Source organism: Pedobacter cryoconitis, assembly GCF_014207135.1.
Lineage (GTDB): Bacteria > Bacteroidota > Bacteroidia > Sphingobacteriales > Sphingobacteriaceae > Pedobacter > Pedobacter cryoconitis_D.
On sequence record NZ_JACHCC010000010.1, the window covers coordinates 18337 to 37615 of the forward strand.

15 protein-coding genes are annotated in these 19279 nt (G+C 38.2%); 9 read left to right on the forward strand and 6 right to left on the reverse strand.

Features of this window, described 5'->3' with window-relative positions; genetic code table 11:
* Positions 1-292 precede the first annotated feature (292 nt).
* From HDF25_RS18210 to HDF25_RS18225, 4 genes are all read left to right on the forward strand, one after another.
* A complete protein-coding gene (locus HDF25_RS18210) occupies positions 293-820 on the forward strand; it encodes an RNA polymerase sigma factor (protein ID WP_184627384.1) in 528 nt (175 codons plus the stop codon).
* A gap of 91 nt (positions 821-911) precedes the next feature.
* A complete protein-coding gene (locus tag HDF25_RS18215) occupies positions 912-1610 on the forward strand; it encodes a DUF1345 domain-containing protein (protein WP_184627386.1) in 699 nt (232 codons plus the stop codon).
* Positions 1611-1884: 274 nt separating this feature from the next.
* A complete protein-coding gene (locus HDF25_RS18220) occupies positions 1885-5220 on the forward strand; it encodes a TonB-dependent receptor (protein ID WP_184627388.1) in 3336 nt (1111 codons plus the stop codon).
* A gap of 187 nt (positions 5221-5407) precedes the next feature.
* Positions 5408-6037 (forward strand): HAD family hydrolase, encoded by a 630-nt coding sequence (locus HDF25_RS18225; protein ID WP_184627390.1) that lies wholly within the window; start codon positions 5408-5410, stop codon positions 6035-6037.
* A 3-nt stretch (positions 6038-6040) separates the two neighbouring features.
* Here HDF25_RS18225 and HDF25_RS18230 read toward each other — a convergent pair whose 3' ends face one another.
* Together HDF25_RS18230 and HDF25_RS18235 are read right to left on the reverse strand one after the other, a co-directional pair.
* Positions 6041-6649 carry a hypothetical protein gene (locus tag HDF25_RS18230; protein WP_184627393.1) on the reverse strand — a complete coding sequence of 203 codons (609 nt, stop codon included), beginning with the start codon at positions 6647-6649 and terminating at the stop codon, positions 6041-6043.
* Positions 6650-6696: 47 nt separating this feature from the next.
* Entirely contained in the window at positions 6697-6834 is a 138-nt protein-coding gene (locus HDF25_RS18235) for an alanyl-tRNA synthetase (protein WP_184627395.1), read from the reverse strand.
* A gap of 151 nt (positions 6835-6985) precedes the next feature.
* On the opposite strand from HDF25_RS18235, the gene HDF25_RS18240 reads away from it, so the two are divergent.
* Both HDF25_RS18240 and HDF25_RS18245 read left to right on the forward strand, forming a co-directional pair.
* A complete protein-coding gene (locus HDF25_RS18240) occupies positions 6986-7171 on the forward strand; it encodes a hypothetical protein (protein ID WP_184627397.1) in 186 nt (61 codons plus the stop codon).
* Positions 7172-7353: 182 nt separating this feature from the next.
* A complete protein-coding gene (locus HDF25_RS18245; RefSeq protein WP_184627399.1) occupies positions 7354-7578 on the forward strand; it encodes a CDGSH iron-sulfur domain-containing protein in 225 nt (74 codons plus the stop codon).
* A 52-nt stretch (positions 7579-7630) separates the two neighbouring features.
* On the opposite strand, the gene HDF25_RS18250 is transcribed toward HDF25_RS18245, so the two are convergent.
* The 3 genes from HDF25_RS18250 to HDF25_RS18260 all read right to left on the reverse strand — a co-directional run bounded on the left by HDF25_RS18250 (position 7631) and on the right by HDF25_RS18260 (position 11348).
* Positions 7631-8407 carry a DUF1080 domain-containing protein gene (locus HDF25_RS18250; protein ID WP_184627401.1) on the reverse strand — a complete coding sequence of 259 codons (777 nt, stop codon included), beginning with the start codon at positions 8405-8407 and terminating at the stop codon, positions 7631-7633.
* A 71-nt stretch (positions 8408-8478) separates the two neighbouring features.
* A complete protein-coding gene (locus HDF25_RS18255; RefSeq protein WP_184627403.1) occupies positions 8479-9393 on the reverse strand; it encodes a carbohydrate kinase family protein in 915 nt (304 codons plus the stop codon).
* A 98-nt stretch (positions 9394-9491) separates the two neighbouring features.
* On the reverse strand, positions 9492-11348 hold the full coding sequence (locus HDF25_RS18260; protein WP_184627405.1) for an ATP-binding protein: 1857 nt from the start codon (positions 11346-11348) through the stop codon (positions 9492-9494).
* 484 nt (positions 11349-11832) lie between these two features.
* Between HDF25_RS18260 and HDF25_RS18265 the strand changes: the two genes are divergently transcribed.
* The 3 genes from HDF25_RS18265 (at position 11833) to HDF25_RS18275 (ending at position 18534) form a co-directional block, all read left to right on the forward strand.
* Entirely contained in the window at positions 11833-14883 is a 3051-nt protein-coding gene (locus HDF25_RS18265) for a SusC/RagA family TonB-linked outer membrane protein (protein ID WP_184627407.1), read from the forward strand.
* 17 nt (positions 14884-14900) lie between these two features.
* Positions 14901-16412 carry a RagB/SusD family nutrient uptake outer membrane protein gene (locus HDF25_RS18270; protein WP_184627409.1) on the forward strand — a complete coding sequence of 504 codons (1512 nt, stop codon included), beginning with the start codon at positions 14901-14903 and terminating at the stop codon, positions 16410-16412.
* A gap of 85 nt (positions 16413-16497) precedes the next feature.
* Complete coding sequence (locus tag HDF25_RS18275; RefSeq protein ID WP_184627411.1) at positions 16498-18534, forward strand: glycoside hydrolase family 65 protein; 2037 nt, start codon at positions 16498-16500, stop codon at positions 18532-18534.
* Between the two features lie 55 nt (positions 18535-18589).
* Here HDF25_RS18275 and HDF25_RS18280 read toward each other — a convergent pair whose 3' ends face one another.
* A complete protein-coding gene (locus tag HDF25_RS18280; RefSeq protein ID WP_184627413.1) occupies positions 18590-19243 on the reverse strand; it encodes a response regulator transcription factor in 654 nt (217 codons plus the stop codon).
* Between the last annotated feature and the right edge of the window lie 36 nt (positions 19244-19279).

Genomic DNA, 19279 nt, shown 5'->3' on the forward strand with positions numbered 1-19279 from the left:
TTGATATCTTCCTCTGCATATACTGTTGTGAAATCGCACTCTCAGGCCATAATTATAATTTATTAAATAATATATTTCCTAAGAAGTGTTTTTTTTAATGATCTTACCTGATTTGATTGTCCTCTTTTTGGGACATTTGTCTTGGGATGTCAAAATATTTTACCCATCTATATGCGTAAAATAAAATAGACTATCCATTTTTCATAATGTAACCATAGTATCATGAAAAATTCTCTTAATTTGGTATGCTGTTTGAATTGTGTTTATGTATAACCTGAAAAACATAAACATTATGAATAGTAACGATTTTAATTTCAGACTTTACAGCTACAAAGATTCTCTGCAATCATTTGCTATTTCTTTTACCAGGGATGTTGAAGATGCAAATGATCTGGTGCAGGATACGATGTTAAAAGCTATCAATTATTCCGGCCATTTTAAGGAAGGAACAAATTTCAAAGCATGGTTATATACCATCATGAAAAACACTTTTATCAATAATTATCGCAGGGCTACGAAAACGAACTCAATTATGACTGTAACGGATGAGATTACTTCTGATAAGTTACATTATAGTGCCACGGTAAATGACGGCGACGGAAAGTTTGTGATGGAAGACATTCATAAGGCTCTTGCTAAATTACAGCCTGAATATTACACCCCTTTTCTTAAATATTTTGAAGGATTTAAATATCATGAGATAGCTGTTCAGCTGGATATCCCAATAGGAACTGTTAAAACAAGAATCCACCTGGCGAGACAACTGCTTAAAAAGAAATTAAAAATGTACGAGGATAGTCTCTCTCCTAAATTATCCTGATGTTTCAGTAAATAAAAGCAGCAATATCCTTGCTGCTTTTATTTTTAAATTGATTACAATTGTGAATCGATTTATCCTCAGCCAGTAATTCATGAATATAACAAGACTTGATGCTAAACATAAATTAAACCTGTCATTACTTGTTGCATTGCTCGTTTTTGCTTTGTGTTATGGGAGAATGTCGGCTTCAACACATTTTATTCTGGTCTGGATAGGATATGCTTTAACCCAGTTAGGGCTTTCCTGGGCTACTATACTGGCTGTTCATCCGCTGGAAATGAAAAAAGTCTCTAAGGTGCAGGACAGTAGCCGGACAGTTATTTTCATATTTGTACTCCTTGCGGCGCTAATGAGCCTTTTTGTGGTTGTTCTGCTATTAAGGACTACCCAGCATTTAACAGGAACCGCACTCACTTTACATATCCTTTTATCTATTGCAGCCGTAATTTGTGCATGGGCACAAGTGCATACCATATTTGTTTTTCGTTATGCGCACCTTTATTATGAATATGAGGGTAAACCTGGTAAACAGGTAGCTGCAGAATCAAAAGAAGAAGATCCTCCGGTATACAAGGAAGGGTTGGAATTTCCTGAGGAAAAGACACCTGATTATCTCGATTTTACGTATTTCTCTTTTGTGATCGGGATGACTTTTCAGGTTTCGGATGTTGAGATCAGCTCCAGGAGAATCCGCCGTCTTGCACTCATGCATAGTTTGGTTTCTTTTGCTTTTAATACTGTAATCGTTGCACTAAGTATTAATATCATATCAGGTCTGATGACAAAATAGTTTTTAATTTCAAAAGAAAAATATCTATAGCACTTATAGGTGTTTACTGATATTTTATTAATTAGAACAACTTCCTGTGATGTAGTTGTTTTCTTTAAATTATTGGTTAATGCGATTTTGCTTTAATTCCGAATGTGATTTTTATAGTTAAAAGTAATAAAAACTTCGTTTTATGCAGTTAATCTGTTGTTAACCTTGGCTTAATGAACGACCTTTACCTTCGTGCTGCTTTTAATTCAGAAAGCTAAGCTACAAGCAAAACAGATACAACTTTATGAAAAAAACTTTACTCTTATTATTCATGCTAATCACTGCTGCATGGACCGGTAATACGGTTTTTGCACAGGGAGTTACTACAGCATCCGTCAACGGGGTAGTAACCGATGGAAAAGCTCCTATACCCGGAGCAACAGTGGTGCTGACTCATGTACCCAGCGGAACAGTCTATACTGTACAAACCCGTAATAATGGACGTTACAATCTGATCAACGTAAAGGTTGGCGGACCATATACTTTGAAAATAGCTTATCTTGGATTCAAACCATATATTCAGAATAACCTGGCGCTTTCAATCGGACAGGATCAGGCTATTAATGTCAGACTGGACGATAGCGCTACTGATCTGAACGAAGTAAAGGTAGTAGGTACAACACAAGGTAAGGTCATGAACTCTTCTCGTACAGGTGCAAGAGAAACGATCACGAGATCTCAGATCGATGCTCTACCAACTATTAACAGATCATTATCAGATTTCACTAAACTAACTCCTTCAGCAAGTTCAACCAGTCCAATGAGTTTTGGTGGAAGAAGCAGTACTTTTAATAATATTACCGTTGACGGTGCCTTGTTTAATAATTCGTTTGGTCTTTCAGGTACACTGGGAGGACAATCAAATTCACAACCGATTTCTCTGGATGCAATTGATCAGATACAAGTTGATCTGGCTCCCTATGATGTCCGTCAGGGATTTTTTACAGGAGCGGGTGTAAATACGGTAATTAAATCAGGAACCAATGATATTAAGGGGTCTGTATATTACTATGGCCGTGGTACTGGTTTAACAGGTTATAAGGCTGGAACTTCTGATGTAACTAAAGTTCCGTTTGACTACAATACCAGAGGTCTGAGTATTGGCGGTCCGATTATCAAAAATAAATTATTCTTTTTTGTATCGGGAGAACAGGAACGTGTTAGTAATCCTGGAACTACTTACGTAGCGGCAAGACCAGGAGTGAGCGGGGGAACTGTTTCGAGTGTGAATGCTTCAACGCTGGATGATATCGCGAATGCATTGAAATCAAGATACGGTTATGATCCGGGAGCTTATGAAAACTACAGCTACAAAACACAGAGTGATAAGATCACTGTAAAGTTAGATTGGAATATTGATAAAAATAACACTTTAAGTGCAAAATATTTCTATCTGAAATCTTTCAAAAACCAGCCTCCTAATAGTACCGGTGGAATTATTAATGACAAGGTTGGTGTCGGTTCGACGCGTGGTGCGGGTCCGAATTCTTTACCTTTCTTTGGAGCGGGGTATACGATCAATAACAACTTCAATATTGGAATGCTGGAGCTAAACAGCAAGATCAGCAATACAATCTCTAATAAATTAACAGTAGGTTATTCAGCTTTACGCGATTTCCGCGAGCCATTGTCGAGCAAAAATGTACCAATGGTAGATATTGATAATGGGGTAACTGATGCAACGGGAAAGATTATTACAGCTCCAAGCGGTGTTTTAACCAGTTTTGGTTATGAACTTTATACCGCAGGTAATTTACTGACTTCTAATATTGGCCAGCTTTCGGACGATCTGACAATTTTTGCTGGTAAACACGAAATTACAGTTGGTACAAGTAATCAGTCACAAAGTTTCCTGAATGGATTTGCGCCTGATTATAATGGTTTGTACACCTATAATTCTGCTTCCGATTTTATTAACAATCTTCCTGCTGCGGCTTATACCTACCGTAATTCGGCAAAAGGTGGAGATTTGCCTTTAGTAAGCATTAAATCGTATAACTTTAGTTTATATGCACAGGACAAGTTTCGTGTAAGAGACAATTTTGTATTGACTTATGGTTTAAGGGCTGATTACAATTATTACCCGACTAAACTGGATCCGAACCCAAATGCTGCTGCCTTAACCTTTCAACAGGGTATCCAGGTTGACGTTTCTAAATTACCTAAGAGCAGGATCCAATTATCACCACGCGTAGGATTTAACTGGGATGTGAATGGTGATCACACTACACAGGTTCGTGGAGGTACAGGTCTTTTTGCCGGTTTAACTCCATTTGTATGGATCTCTAACCAGGCATCAAACACAGGTACATTATTTAGCTCAGGTACAGTGAATGGTACTAAAACACCAAACGATCCACGTTTAATTTATAATCCTGATGTCAATGGTAACCGTCCTACAGGAGCAGTTGCTGCAAATACTTCTTATGAATTAGATGTAACTGACCCTAATTTGAAATATCCAAAAATCTGGAGAACCAACATCGCTGTTGATCAGCAGTTGCCATTTGGTATTATAGGTACCCTGGAAGGATCTTATACTAAAGATATCAATGCTATTTATCATCAGAATCTGGTTCTTTCTGATAGTTATTCTACCTTACCTGGTGCAGAAGGACAGATTCGTTATACAAGCAGTAACAGAACATTAAACAATGGATCACCTGTAAGTGCAACTAATCCAAATATTACAGGTTTATATTACCTGACCAATACGAATAAGGGATATTCTTACTTTGTAACTGCACAATTGCAGAAGAGTTTCCTGAATGGATTTTATGCAAATATTGCCTACACACATACTGCTTCTAAAGATGTGAATGATGGTGGGTCAACAGCGAGTATTATCTGGGCGGGCAGACCTACTTCCGGTAATCCTAATGACCAGACTTTATCGAATAGTACCTATATCATGCCTAATCGCTTTATAGCTTCACTGGCTTACAGAAAAGAGTATCATAAAAACTATGCTACTTCAGTAGGTTTGTTCTTTGAATCTGCGAATAATGGTGCGGTTTCATATATTACCAGCGGTGATCCGAATAATGATGGAGCAGCGAATGATTTAATGTTCATACCTAAAAATAAAGGTGATATCAATCTGGTAGCTGATTTTGTGGGAGATCCAAGAACACCAGATCAGATTTGGAACCAACTGAATTCGTTTATCAGCCAGGATAAATACCTGAGTCAGCACAGAGGAGAATTTGCTAAAAGAAATGGTACCATCTTACCTTATTTCCAGAGAGCAGATTTAAACATAACTCAGGATTTCTTTGTAAAGTCTGGAAAATCGAGAAGTCAGAGAAATACAATAAGAGTTGAGTTTAATATTATTAACCTGGGTAATTTCCTGAATCGTAACTGGGGATTGTACCAAAATTCATTCAATGGATTTAACACAGGTTCTGTAGCTGTACTTAAATATCAGGGAACTGATCCTGTTACCGGTAAAGCGAATTATTCATTCCCTTATCTGGATAAAAACAACTTAATCCCTGTAACTAATTCTACAAAAGTAAATACTGACCAGGTTTCACGCTGGCAGGCACAAATTGGAGTAAGATATATCTTTAACTAGATTATCAGCTCTTCCGAAAAACAGGCTATCGTCAAAAGATAGCCTGTTTTTTTTTGTCTGCACCTTTTATCAGTCTTGTAATAGGGATGGCTTATTAATAGCATGGAATGACAAAATAAAAATGTACTATTTTGTGTAGGCAATTAGTTAAGTTTACGTTAGTAAAATAACCTATTTAATACACCTTATGGAAAATTCACAACCTAAGATACTCTTCTTTGACATTGGAGGCGTTTTGTTAACGAATGGCTGGGGACACGATTCACGTAAACTGGCAGCTGAGAAATTCGGACTTAATTACGATGAACTCAATACATTGCACAACTATATTTTTAATGTTTTCGAAATCGGCAACATCACGCTGGATGAATATCTGGAAACAGTTATTTTTAATCATCCAAGGGATTTTACAATGGAAGATTTTAAAGAGTTTGTATATTCCAGATCAAAAGAACTTCCAGGTCTTCTGCAATGGATGAAAGAATGGAAAAGGGATTGTGGGTTCCGCGTAATCTCCATCAATAATGAAGGAAAGGAGCTGAATACCTACAGAGTGAAAAAGTTTAAACTTCATGAATGTTTCGATGCATTTATATCTTCTTGCGATGTAAAGATGCGGAAGCCGGATCCTAATATATTTCTGCTGGCTTTAGGTATTGCACAGGCAAAGCCAGACCAGTGTTATTATTTCGATGATCGGTTATTTCAGGTAGAGACTGCTAAGAATCTGGGGATGCATGCCTTTCATCACACCAGTTTTGAAGAGACAAAAGCAATTCTGGAGAAGATAAAAGAAGAAATCGCACAGGGATCATAAGGCCTACTTTTTGAGGCTTGGATCAACAATACCTTTAATCAGGCTTTTCCACTGTGGATAGGAGAGACCTATCCGCGCAGTCCAGCCAACAAGGGTATTTCTAATGTTATCACTTAGGGATGGGGTATCTGTATTAGGTACTTCATTCCTTCCATGTTCTTCTGCATACACCACATTTTCTTCTTGTCTGACCTGAAAAGTAGAGGTAGCCTGTTGTTTGAAAAAATGTGCAATTTCGGTATCCGGCTTGGCAGGATTAGCAGAAGGCCTGGCCTGTAAAGTTACCATAGTAAATCCCGGATTAATTATTTCATTTACTTTTTCAATCTGCACCCAGTCAAAACCATCACCACTGTGAGTGCCCGGGCCTGGAATGTTTATTTTTAAGAAATCGCCGGCTTCAGCTTCTCTGAATAATTCGTCGCCATTTGCATCAGTTAAGGTAAAAGTAGATAGGGGAACTTTACAGATCTCCGCCCAGGAGGACACATTTAATAATCTGTTTTTTGCGATCTGATAGAAATCTTTCGCTTCTTCAGTTGAAGTAAATTCAGCTTTTGCCTGCGTATCAAGTTTGCCGCCTTCGTTTTGCTCAGGGATCTGGTTGTTCATCGCTTTTTATCTCTGTAACGGTTAAGCGCTATGAATTGTTTGAAAAATTATTTAACTACCCAATAGCCTACGGCGAGCCAGATCAGCCCTTTGACTAAAAAGAATAGAAATCCCCAGACACCGATTCGTCTGATCCATTTAAGGAAAATGTCCTTTTTTGAATCTTTTTTCTCGTTATCTATCATGTTATAAAAATAAACATTCTTCTCTAAATGATTTATAAGAAAATAAGTTTTACCTTTTTTTGTCATATAAACGATTTAGTGATTTTTTTATTCTTTTATGGTAAACTTTATCGGAAAACCATTGTTCCTTATTTGATAAATCACCATTATTATGAAAGATCAAATTAAAATTCAAGGCGAGGGCGGCAAAATTCATCAAGAAGGTATTTTTGCTGGAGATCAGATAGAAAATCAGGAAAATGCAGTACCGTTGTCTTTCAACAGCACGAGTAATATCAAAAGAACTTTGCTTGCCGGAATGAAAAAGAAAATCAATCCAAGACTTTTGATTTTGTAATTATCGGTTTCAATTGATCTGAATATAAGGTTCTCACTAATACAACAGCGGGGAAAAAAGGAGTTTCAAAAAGAAGCTCCTTTTTTATGATATACATTTGATGATAAGGAATGTTTCTAAATAGAAATGAGATTACTGGGTTTGGCCTGAGAGCCTTATTTTTGTGATAAACTAACAAATAAATGTCGAAGACAAAACTTACAATCAATAATAACGGATCAGTTAAGATCGAAGGCGATTTCGAAATCGTAGACAGAAATGGAAATGTATATGGCCTTCAGGGTAGAGAAGTACTTTCAATATGTCGTTGCGGAATGTCAAAAAATAAACCTTTTTGTGATGGCGCACATAATGGCCATTTTGAGCATGAAGCTATTGCATTCGACCTTCCTCCTAAAAAAGTTTAAATCATAAAAAACGCCATGTCTGCAGACATGGCGTTTTTTATGATTTAAACTTTTAAAGTTCTCTGATCCATATATTACGATAGCTGATTGGCTCACTTTTATCGCCATGAGACTGGAGTTTAACAGGAAGTGGTCCATGTGCTTTTCTGTATGCTGCTTCGCCAACATATTGCGTAGGCCCTTTCAATTCAAAATTATTCTGAACCAATACCCCATTGTAAAATACAGTTACTTTAGCCGGGGTATTTACTGTGCTGTCTGCCTTGAAAGTAGGTGCAGTCCAGATCACATCATAGGTTTGCCATTCTCCTGGTTTGCGCGAAGGGTTTACTAAAGGAGTAGTCTGTTTATAAATACTTCCCGCCATTCCATTAGTGTAAGTGTCATTATTATAGGAATCCAGGATCTGTAATTCATAACCCAGGTCGCCTTTACCCATAGAGGCCAGAAAAAGACCACTATTGCCTCGTAACTGGCCTGTTCCCGTGATATTCTGTGGTATTTGCCATTCAATATGTAACTGATAATTACTGAAAGATCTTTTTGTCTCAATATTTCCCGTTTTTTTATTTACGGTTAGCTGCCCGTTGGCTACTGTCCATTTCGCAGGTTGAGTTCTATCATCTGTCATGACCCACTGATCAAGATTTTTGCCATCGAAAAGAACAATCGCATCAGATGGTGCTTCCGTTATTGTTCTTCCAGGTGTAACTTTTTTTGGAACCGGAGTATAGAATTCTGTATCCTCATGTTTGGCCTGTGCGCCAGCATTAGCGAGTCCTATTCCGGCAATTAGAACTGAAGTAATAATAGCTTTGTGTAAATACATGTTTTAACGATTTAGTTTATATTTATTAATCGGTTTTGACGGATCAATATAAGTAATAATTGTTTGTTTGCTTATTCATCACGAAGATGTTGCCTGATAAAATTTTCGAGATCTGCTCCAGTGTAGGCCGGACAGGCTCCCGATTGACCTGCAATAAATGCACCCATAGCCAGAGCATAACTGAGTGCTTCTGCGGGTGTGGATCCAATTATCTTTTTATAGAGAAATGCTGCAAGGAAAGAATCTCCGGCACCCACTGTATCTGCAACAGTAATGTTGTAGGCTTTACCTTCAAAGACCTTTCCGGCGGTATGATAACTGGCACCCTGACTACCTTTGGTCAGGATAATCTCGTCGATATGAAAGGTTTGCTGTAAATAACTAAGACAGTCCGCCTCAGGTGCATTCTTCTTGTAAAACCAATCTGTCAGCAATATTAATTCCTGATTGTTTAATTTTAACAGGTTCGTCTTAGCTAATAACAAGTGCAGGATTTCTTTAGTATAATGAGGAGCCCGGAGATTGATGTCGAATACTTTGTACCTGGCTGATTCTAGAATTTGTAAGAGTGTTTCCCTGGATACAGTACTCCGGGCTGCAAGACTCCCAAAAACAAATGCATCGGCATGACCGGCCATTAAACTGTGTTTGGGATAGTATTCAATAAAATCCCAGGCAACATCTGATAGAATATCATAAGTAACTTCATGGTTATCATTGATTTTTGCAATTACTTCGCTGGTGGCATGTACTTCGTCAAACTGTATCAATTCGGCTGGCAGCCCCATTTTGCTGCAGAAAGCGACGAGTTCAGCTCCGGCTTTGTCTTCGCCAACACGGCTGATCAGCTTACTCTCTGCGCCAACACGATTAAGATGATAAGCGACGTTCATTGGAGCTCCTCCAGCCATCCGGCCACCAGGCAGGTTGTCCCAGAGGATTTCTCCAAAGCATATGATGGATGGTATTTTGTTTTCGACAGACATTTTCTTTGTTTAATGATTGGAAGGTAGGAAGGATTTAGATTTATAAAATTGAATTTATAGCATTTATGTTAAAAAACAAATCACAATTTACTTAATTGTCAGGTGTTTATAGTTATTTGTTTTTTATAAGAGGATGGAGTGCAGTTATATTTTGATTTAAATACTGTAGAAAAGTAGGTAGGGGATGAGAAACCTACACGATAGGTGATCTCAGAAATAGAGAGGTCTTCATTGATTAAAAGATATTTTGCTTTTTTAAGTCTTTTATTCAGAATATAATCATTGATGGTGGAATCCAGTAGTACCTTCGTTTTTCTATACAACTGGATTCTGGATATTCCTAAAGCGTTCGCAATTTCTTCAACATTAAATTTATCATTCGCAATATTTTGTTCGATAATATCCGTGAAATCATGCAGGAACTTCTTATCAGACTTACTGATGACCGTCATTTTACTTTCTCCGGGATTATCATTTCTGAATTTACTCTTGAGTAACTTTCTGTTCCATAACAAATTTTTAACACTTTCTTTGAGTACCGCTGCACTAAAGGGTTTGGTCATGTACAGATCTGCCATTTGTTTAATTTCATTAATCTGATGGTCTTTGTTATTGATAGCTGAGATGATGATAATGGGGATATGTGAAGTCCTGTCGTCATTTTTAAGTGCCGGAGTTAGCTGTCCGGCCAATTTTTCAGAAAGATTTATATCTGCAATAATCAAATCGGGGACCATTTCATAGGCCAGTTTAAGGCCTTGGGTGTTATTGCTGGCTGTGAATACTTCATATTCTTCCTGAAAGCTATTTTTCAGGTATTTCAGGAGTTCCTCGTTCTCGTCAATAATTAATATAGATTCTTCATTGAGGTAGTTATCATGATCATTATGTACAGGGGCAGGAGATGGGATATCAGCAGCATACAAATTCAGCTGTTCGGTGTCTATGGTGAAATCATTTACTGATGGCTGTTCTTCGTAAAGGTCAGGGATATTTCCTATTGGAAGTTTAATACAAAAGGTACTTCCATGACCCTTTTTACTTTCTATATTGATAGTTCCCTGATGTAATTCTGTGATCTCTTTAGATAAGGAGAGCCCTAAGCCTGATCCAAAGAAATCACCATGTTCCGCTTGGTAGAATAATTCGAAAATATGTTCAATCTCTTCCTGCGTCATTCCTTTTCCCTGATCAATAATGGCTATCTCCAGCATTTCATCTGCTTTGTTATGGTGGAGCCTGATTTGGACTCTCTCATTTTCAGGACTGAACTTAATGGCGTTTGACAGGAGATTAAACATCACTTTGTCAAACATATTCTTGTCAAACCAGCTCATGATTTTTTTATCCGAGCTGAATAGCTTTAACTCTATATTTTTTCTTGAAGCTAATAAGCTGAAAGAAGATATAATATCTTTTGAGAAAGCAACAAAATCCTGATTGGTACATTCAATTTTCATTTGATCATGTTCTATCTTTCTGAAATCGGTCAATTGATTGATCATTAACAGTAACCTTTGTACATTTTTATGGATGAGCTCCATCTGGTGTTTATGCACAGCAGACAGATCCTTAAACTCGAGTATCTCATCCACAGGGAGAAGGATCAGTGTTAGCGGAACTCTGAATGCATTAGAAATATGAGTGAAAAAATTGAATTTGGCCTCAGCGGCCGACTGGGCAGCTGCCGATAAGGCAATGAGTTCTTCCTGTTGTTTCAGGATCTCTCTGTTTTTAATTTCTAATTGTTTGTGCTTCTGTTGGTTTTGGAAAAGTAAATAACAGGCAATGAGCGCAAAGATAATTGCTACAGCTAATATAACTACCAGGAAATTCAGGCTATCGTGGTGGACACTATCTGAAGGGTTCTCAGAGAAACAGCCACAGGCGAAAATGCTCACCAGCAGCAAATAAAAATAAACGAAAAAGGTGGTTCCTTTTTTTATTGCTTTCATAGGTTAGGGTAGGTTTGATAAGCTGATAACAATATATATATAAATTACTGATCATAATGTATAGAATACACTATGTATGGACATAATTAAAGAAATTATCATTAACAACATCGTCTCTGTAATGTTACAATTTCTAAATATTTTTAGAAAAGCTCAAACATTTTAGCATCTTTTGATTTTAAATTATATTTTAATCAATTGTTTATCAGTGCTTTGTGATTTATTAAAAATGTGAATTTATTCTTTTTGTAATTGATACAGAATCGATAACGAAGGAAATTATTTACACATATATTGCTTTTACTAACCTAATGTAAAATGCATGAAAAAAAACACCGTTTGGCGCCACTGCCAGATTAAGGTATTGAGTAGATGAAGTTTCATCTTTAATACTCAGGATTAATTCTCCTTTATTCACCTCTAAAAATAAAATCAAAAGAAACAGACAGCCTGCCTTATTGAAATTAACCTAACCAAATAAAATATGAACGAGTTTTTACTACAAAAAAAGTGGTTTGCTTTTTTAGGCAAACCAGAATCTCAGCTGTTGCAAAAAACAATTTTTTGTTTGTTTGTATTCCTCAGCTTTAATCTGTCTTCTTATGCCCAGTCAGTCGTCAAAGGTGTGGTATCAGACAATGAAAAAAACACCCTGATCGGAGTAACTGTTACTGTTACAGGAACAAGTGTAAGAGTTATGACAGATGCAAATGGCAAATTTGCTATCAATGTTCCTGCTACAGGAAAACAACTAACCTTTAGCTATGTCGGACTACAGTCTCAAACCGTTGACATTAACGGTAGAACTGCAATCAACATCACTCTTTCTACCGGAACGGATCTGGAGGCTGTGACTATTGTGGGTTATGGATCTGTAAAGAAGGGTGACCTTACCGGCGCAGCAGCGACAATTTCAGCGAAAGACTTTAATAAAGGGCCACTTACTGCTCCAGATCAATTAATTCAGGGTAAGGTTGCGGGAGTGCAAATGATCAATAATAGTGGACAACCAGGTGGTTCCACTACAGTTAGAATTCGTGGAAATACTGCAATGACTGGTACAGGACAACCTTTGTATATTGTCGATGGAGTAGCCCTTGACGGCAGATCAGCCAGGCCAACACCTACCGGAGGATCGACCACTGTAGGAACGACAGGTTTAGGTACGGCAACAGCTGGCAATCCTTTAAATTTTATTAATCCGGCAGATATTGCGTCGATGGAAATTCTAAAAGATGCTTCTGCTACAGCAATTTATGGTTCCAGGGCGGCTTATGGCGTAGTTTTGATTACTACTAAAAGAGGACAAAGCGGAGCGACTAAAATTGACGTAAGTGCTTCGGCAGGTATTAGCAACATAGCACGTAAGATTCCTGTATTGGATGGTAATGGCTATCGTGCAGCCCTAACCAAATATGGATTGACTTCTGGTGACTTTGGAGGCAATGTGGATGCAATGAAAGCGATTACCCGTACTGGTTATAATCAGAACTATTCTATTGGTATCAGTGGTGGAAACGACAGAAATACTTTCAGAGCATCAATAGGTTATCAAAATCAGCAAGGTATTGTCATTAACAGTGATTTTAAGAAATACAGTGCTGCATTTAATGGGAATTTTAAATTTCTGGAAAGTAAAAACCTGGGATTAGATGTGAACATGATCAGTAATCAGTATACAGAAAGTATTCCCCCGATTACAACTGATGCTGGGTTTACAGGTAGTTTAATTAGTCAGGCTCTCTCCTGGAATCCAACTCGTCCATTATATAATGCAGATGGTTCTTTATTTATTGAAAAAGGAACTACCATTAACCCAATGGTGATGGCAGCGGCCTCGAGTGATAAATCAAAAGTATCTACAATTTTAGGTAGTGTTTCACCATATTACAAAATCACTCCCTGGCTGGAATTTCGCATGTTAGCGAGTATTAATTATAGCACAGGTGTCAGAAGATCGTCTTTGCGCAGTTTTTTGAATCTGCAGGGAGTACAGGCTGATGGTGATTTCCTGGGCGGATATGCGAGTTATTCCAACAGTGAGCTGATTACGCAGCAATTCACCAATACATTGACTTTCAATAAGGAAATAGCCAGTAAACTGAACCTGAATGCTATAGTTGGTTATGAATATACTAATTATATCAATAAAGGGCTGGCTAGTACTGCCAAAGGATTTGGAGATATTCCGGTCGATTATACTGATGTGATGCAAGCTACTGCACCAGCTAACCGTACCTTGTTTTCTTATAATGATCCAACTACACAATTACAATCTTATTTTGCAAGAGCAGTCTTTAACTATGATAGCAAATATTTGTTAACCGCAACGATCAGGTCTGACGGGTCTACTAAATTCGGATCAAATAATAGGACCGGTTATTTTCCCTCATTTGCAGTTGGATGGAATATTAAAAATGAAAGCTTTATGAGTAATGTGAGCTGGCTTGATCAGTTGAAGCTGAGAGCAGGATATGGAAGAACGGGGAACCAGGAATTTCCATCAGGATCTTCACAGCAACGTTATAACTATACCTACTCTAGTGGACAACAAACTTTGGTGGCTGTAAATAATGCCAATCCAAATCTGAAATGGCAATCTGATGCACAGACTAATATCGGGGTGGATTTTGGATTTTTCCATAATAAAATTACCGGATCTGTAGACTTGTTTAATAAAAAGACGACAGATTTATTATTTCCTCAGATCCCTTATGTACCTGCAAATGCTGGTGTGACCGTAACATGGGAGAATTTACCAGGTGCAATTACTAATAAAGGAATTGAATTGACATTAAATGCAAATATTATAGATCAGGAGAATGTTTCCTTCTCTTTGGGAGGGAATGCCACATTTATTAAAAACAGAGTAAGCGGACTAGCTGGTATTATTAAAACTGGTTCATTAAATGGCCAGGGGTTAAGTGATGTTACACTAGAGCAAATTCAGAGTGGCTTACCATTATTTGCTATGGTAACAAGACAATACAATGGGCTGGATGCACAGGGTTTCTCCAAATATACAGACGATGGATTTACTTATTATTATCTGGGTAACCCTAATCCAAGTGTAACTATGGGTTTCAGTATGAATGCGAGATATAAAAAGCTTTCATTCTCAGCTAATTTTAATGGTTCATTCGGACAGAAAATCTATAACAACACTGCTAATGCTGTGCTACCGATTGCAAATCTGGGAACCGGAAAAAATGTTGCCGCTGAATTAGTCAATTCGCCGATTCAGGAATCTCTGGCTAATCCTATTGCAGCCTCTTCGAGGTATATAGAAAATGGTAATTATGTGAAATTAGCCAATGCAACTTTTAGCTATGCATTTGGAAATATTGGCAGTTCTATTAAGGCACTCAATGTTTTTGTAAATGGACAGAATTTGTTTGTGATTACCAAATATAAAGGGTTTGATCCTGAGGTGAATGTGGATAAAAGTGTAGGAGGTGTTCCTTCCGCAGGAATTGAATATGTTCCCTATCCTTCGGCAAGGACTTTCAATTTCGGTGTAAACTTTTCTCTTTAATTTAAATATAGACGATCATGAAAAATAAATATATAATAGCTTTTGCTGCCATAGCTTTTTCTATAGCCGGTTGTACCAAGCTCGATGAGAAATTAAATGGACAGATTGGTGATGGTGGTATCAATGCCGGAAACGTTCCCGCTCTGTTGAGTGCTAGTTATACGGCTATGCGCAATCCATTTCAGGGACCTTATGGTTGGTTCTCATTACAGGAATTCCCCTCGGATGAGGCTATTGTACCTACAAGAGGAGGTGACTGGGACGATAATGGCGCCTGGCGCGCGCTGCATCTGCATCGCTGGGCAGCTGATCATTCCCGTATATCGAGCACATTCAGAGATATCAATAGTGTAAGTTATGTGAGCACCTCTATACTGCAGTTCAATCCTAGTCCGTTGCAAGCTGCACAAGCAAGATTTTTGCGTGCATTTGCACAGTTTTCTGTCCTTGATGGATGGGGGCAGGTACCATACCGGGAGCCAGGGGAAGATATTACCAAGCCATCAAAGGTGAGGAAAGCAGCAGATGAAATTACTTACCTGATCTCTGAACTGACTGCTATTATTCCTACTTTGCCAGATGGACCTGTTTATAATGCAAACAAAGATGCAGCGAAGGTACTTTTAATGAAATGTTATCTGAATAAAGGTGCGTTCCTGAATCGTACTGCTCCTACATTTGATCCCGCTGATATGGCCAAGGTAATCTCACTTGCTGATGAAATTATCAATGCTGGTAAATATACGCTGACCCCTAAATATTATGATAATTTTGCACCTGCTAATGATAAACTATCAACTGAGAATATTTTTACAGCACAGAATATTGGTGGTTCTGACGCAGGAGGGTTGAATGCAATGTGGATAGCACCTTTGCATTATAACCAGAACCCAAGTGGTAATAATGGATTTTCTACTTTGTCTGATTTTTATAACAAGTTCGAATCTACAGATACGCGCCTGGGAGGGGCATATCCAGGAGTGACTAATGTGTCAGGTGTTAAGGTTGGTTTTTTGATTGGACAGCAATATGACCAGACGGGAGCCTTATTAAAGGACCGGAGAGGTAATAATCTTATTTTTACGCCTGAAGTAAGTATCATTGAACGTGATCCGAACCACCTGGAGGTAGCAGGGATCAGAATTATAAAATATCCTATTGACTATGCGAACACTGCGACAGGTTTAGCTGAAAATGACTGGGTTTATTACAGATATTCTGATGTACTGCTCATGAAAGCAGAAGCATTGTTAAGAACAGGAAACGCTGGGACAGGCTTAACTTTGGTAAACGCGCTGAGAACAGTAAGGGGAGCAAGTGCTTTTGCCAGTTTAACGCTTGATAATCTGTTGGATGAACGCGGACGTGAATTTTTCTGGGAAAGTTTAAGAAGACAGGATCTGATCCGTTTTGGTAAATTCCTTACTCCATGGCAGGAAAAACCTACAGATGATCCTAAATATCTGTTATTCCCTATTCCTGATAATCAGTTGGGTAATCCAAATTTAGTTCAGAATCCAGGGTATTAATTTAAAATGTAAAACAGGAAAAGTTAACGATGTTCTTTAATCGTTAACTTTTTCTTTATAAGTATATATGGTTAAAATTATACAAATGAATAAACCTGGTTTCTCTCTTCTTATCGTGTCTCTATTTGCAGCTTTTACCCTTAAAGCACAGCCCGATCCCTGGAAAATAACAGCTGCTAAAATTGATCCTTCCAATTATTATGGAGTAACTGTAGCTAATGGGATGATCGGAATAGTTTCTTCCCCTGAGCCATTTAAAGTGAAGAATGTCGTACTGGCAGGTGCATATGATCAATATGGAAGAGGGCGTGTAAGTAATTTTCTCAATAGTTTTAACCTGTTGAATATGTACCTGGAAATTGATGGTAAACGGTTGACAGCAGCCGATGTCAGTAATCTCAAACAAGAGCTTGACTTGCACCATGCCTCTTTCAAAACCACATTTGATTATGGTGATAAGGCAACGATATCATATACTTATTATTCCCTGAGACAGCTCCCTTTTACCGTTCTGACAGACGTTACTATCATCGCTAAAAAAGATATAGCGCTCAATGCAGCCAGTGTAATGGAGGCTCCTGATGCTTTGAAGGAAGTACAGAATTACTACAATGAAATTGATCGTCCCCATGTCACTATATCTTTGCTGACTTCGACTGCGAAAAGCCCAACCGGTAAATTACAGCTTTGTGCTTCTACCAGTTTCATCTTTAAAGAAGTACATGGTCAGGAACCAAGAGTAATTCATGAGATGTGGGATAACAATATGCACCTGATGAAATTCACTAAAAAGCTTAAACAGGGGCAAACCTATGATTATGCAGTAACAGGCAGTTCTATTACCTCTGCGCATCACAATGACCCGTTGAATGAAGCAGAGCGTTTAACGATTTTTGCTAAACTGGAAGGGAGGGACCGGTTGCTCGCATTCCATAATCAGGCTTGGGATGAACTTTGGAAAAGTGATATTCAGATAGAAGGAGATCCGCAATCACAGCAGGATATCCATAGTATGCTCTATCATTTATATTCGTTTACACGCGCCGGAAGCTCTTTTTCTTTATCTCCCATGGGTTTATCCGGTCTGGGCTATAATGGCCATGTTTTTTGGGATACAGATATCTGGATGTTCCCGGCCTTACTGGTTTTACATCCCGAAATAGCAAAATCACTGATTGACTATCGTTTTGAAAGACTGGATGCGGCAAAACGAAATGCCTTTGCTCATGGTTATAAAGGAGCAATGTTTCCCTGGGAAAGTGCAGACACTGGCGTAGAAGAAACACCGGTATGGGCATTAAGTGGGCCTTTTGAACATCATATTACAGCCTGTGTTGCGCTTGCCGCATGGAATTATTATGCCGTTACACAAGATAAAGAATGGCTGAAAGAGAAAGGATGGCCTATTTTATCGCAAACAGCTGATTTCTGGTCGAGTAGGGTAGAGCGTAACGGCCCTGGACATTACGAAATTAAAAATGTAGTTGCAGCAGATGAATGGGCTGAAAATGTAGACAATAATGCTTTTACAAATGCTGCCGCAAAGGTTAATCTACAGAACGCAACAGCAGCAGCAAAACTGCTTGGGATTAAAGCAGACCCCGATTGGTTACTGGTGGCCCAGAATATTCCGATCCTGAAAATGGAGAATGGAGTTACGCTCGAACATGCGGCTTATAAAGGAGAGGGAATTAAACAGGCAGATGCAAATCTGCTGGCTTATCCGCTCAAGGTAATTACTGATCCTAAACAGATTAAAAACGATCTCGAGTATTATGAAGGCAGGGTGCCGAATGAAGGAACACCAGCAATGACGCAGGCAGTTTTTGCACTTTTATATGCAAGATTGGGTAATCCTGAAAAAGCCTGGCATTTCTTTAAAGATTCATTTGAGCCTAATCTGCTTCCCCCTTTCCGCGTTATTGCTGAAACCAAAGGAGGGACAAATCCATATTTTGCTACAGGTGCAGGCGGAATTTTACAGAGTGTTCTGATGGGATTTGGTGGATTGGACATTACACCATCAGGTATTGTTCAGGTTGAAAGTAAATTGCCTGCTCAGTGGAAATCATTAAAAATTACAGGGGTAGGGAAGGACAAAAAGAGTTATCAGAGAAATTGATTATGATAATAGATCCACATCTGGTCTGTTGTGACCAGATGTTATATGAGCTGTTTTATAATTTAATCAGGTTGTTACGGAGTGCAAAAAGCACAAGTCCCGTTCTTGATTTAATCTCAAATTTCTGGAAAAGTGATTCTCTGTAATTATCAATAGTATGAGGACTGAGATTCATTTTATCAGCGATTTCTTTATAAGTGAGTTCTGAACAGCAGTGTTCCAGAAATTTGCGCTCATTTGCCGATATTTCCTCAAGGACATTTTTTGCTGTGCTTTTCTCCTGTAATGACCGGATCAGTTTTCCTGAGACCAGATTATTCATAAAATAGTCATGTTCAGCAATTGTTTTGATAGCAGCGACCAGATCCGAAGTTTTAGATTCTTTAAGTAAATATCCGCCAGCACCGCTTTTTAGCATTTCAATAATTGGTTCGTCTTCATCATGCATACTTAAAGCAAGGACTTTAATCTGAGGGTGGTTATCTGTAAGCCATCTTGTAGCTGTGTAACCATCCATTTCCGGCATATTGATGTCCATTAGAATGACTTTTGGCAAAGCGCCCTGCTTAAGCATATTAATCATCTCCTGTCCGTTTGAAGCATCAAAAATGATATCTATTTCATCTGATTCGGCCAATAGGCTAACCATTCCTTTTCTGAATAAAGTATGATCATCGACAATTGCAATAGCTATCTTCTTTTCTTCCATGTCTGAGTGCGCGTTTAAATTTATAAATTAAAAATG

Excerpts from the sequence above, each read along its gene's own strand:
- HDF25_RS18210 (WP_184627384.1), top strand. The coding sequence starts at position 293 with ATGAATAGTAACGATTTTAATTTCAGACTTTACAGCTACAAAGATTCT.
- HDF25_RS18215 (WP_184627386.1), top strand. The coding sequence starts at position 912 with ATGAATATAACAAGACTTGATGCTAAACATAAATTAAACCTGTCATTA.
- HDF25_RS18220 (WP_184627388.1), top strand. The coding sequence starts at position 1,885 with ATGAAAAAAACTTTACTCTTATTATTCATGCTAATCACTGCTGCATGG.
- HDF25_RS18225 (WP_184627390.1), top strand. The coding sequence starts at position 5,408 with ATGGAAAATTCACAACCTAAGATACTCTTCTTTGACATTGGAGGCGTT.
- HDF25_RS18230 (WP_184627393.1), bottom strand. The coding sequence starts at position 6,649 with ATGAACAACCAGATCCCTGAGCAAAACGAAGGCGGCAAACTTGATACG.
- HDF25_RS18235 (WP_184627395.1), bottom strand. The coding sequence starts at position 6,834 with ATGATAGATAACGAGAAAAAAGATTCAAAAAAGGACATTTTCCTTAAA.
- HDF25_RS18240 (WP_184627397.1), top strand. The coding sequence starts at position 6,986 with ATGAAAGATCAAATTAAAATTCAAGGCGAGGGCGGCAAAATTCATCAA.
- HDF25_RS18245 (WP_184627399.1), top strand. The coding sequence starts at position 7,354 with ATGTCGAAGACAAAACTTACAATCAATAATAACGGATCAGTTAAGATC.
- HDF25_RS18250 (WP_184627401.1), bottom strand. The coding sequence starts at position 8,407 with ATGTATTTACACAAAGCTATTATTACTTCAGTTCTAATTGCCGGAATA.
- HDF25_RS18255 (WP_184627403.1), bottom strand. The coding sequence starts at position 9,393 with ATGTCTGTCGAAAACAAAATACCATCCATCATATGCTTTGGAGAAATC.
- HDF25_RS18260 (WP_184627405.1), bottom strand. The coding sequence starts at position 11,348 with ATGAAAGCAATAAAAAAAGGAACCACCTTTTTCGTTTATTTTTATTTG.
- HDF25_RS18265 (WP_184627407.1), top strand. The coding sequence starts at position 11,833 with ATGAACGAGTTTTTACTACAAAAAAAGTGGTTTGCTTTTTTAGGCAAA.
- HDF25_RS18270 (WP_184627409.1), top strand. The coding sequence starts at position 14,901 with ATGAAAAATAAATATATAATAGCTTTTGCTGCCATAGCTTTTTCTATA.
- HDF25_RS18275 (WP_184627411.1), top strand. The coding sequence starts at position 16,498 with ATGAATAAACCTGGTTTCTCTCTTCTTATCGTGTCTCTATTTGCAGCT.
- HDF25_RS18280 (WP_184627413.1), bottom strand. The coding sequence starts at position 19,243 with ATGGAAGAAAAGAAGATAGCTATTGCAATTGTCGATGATCATACTTTA.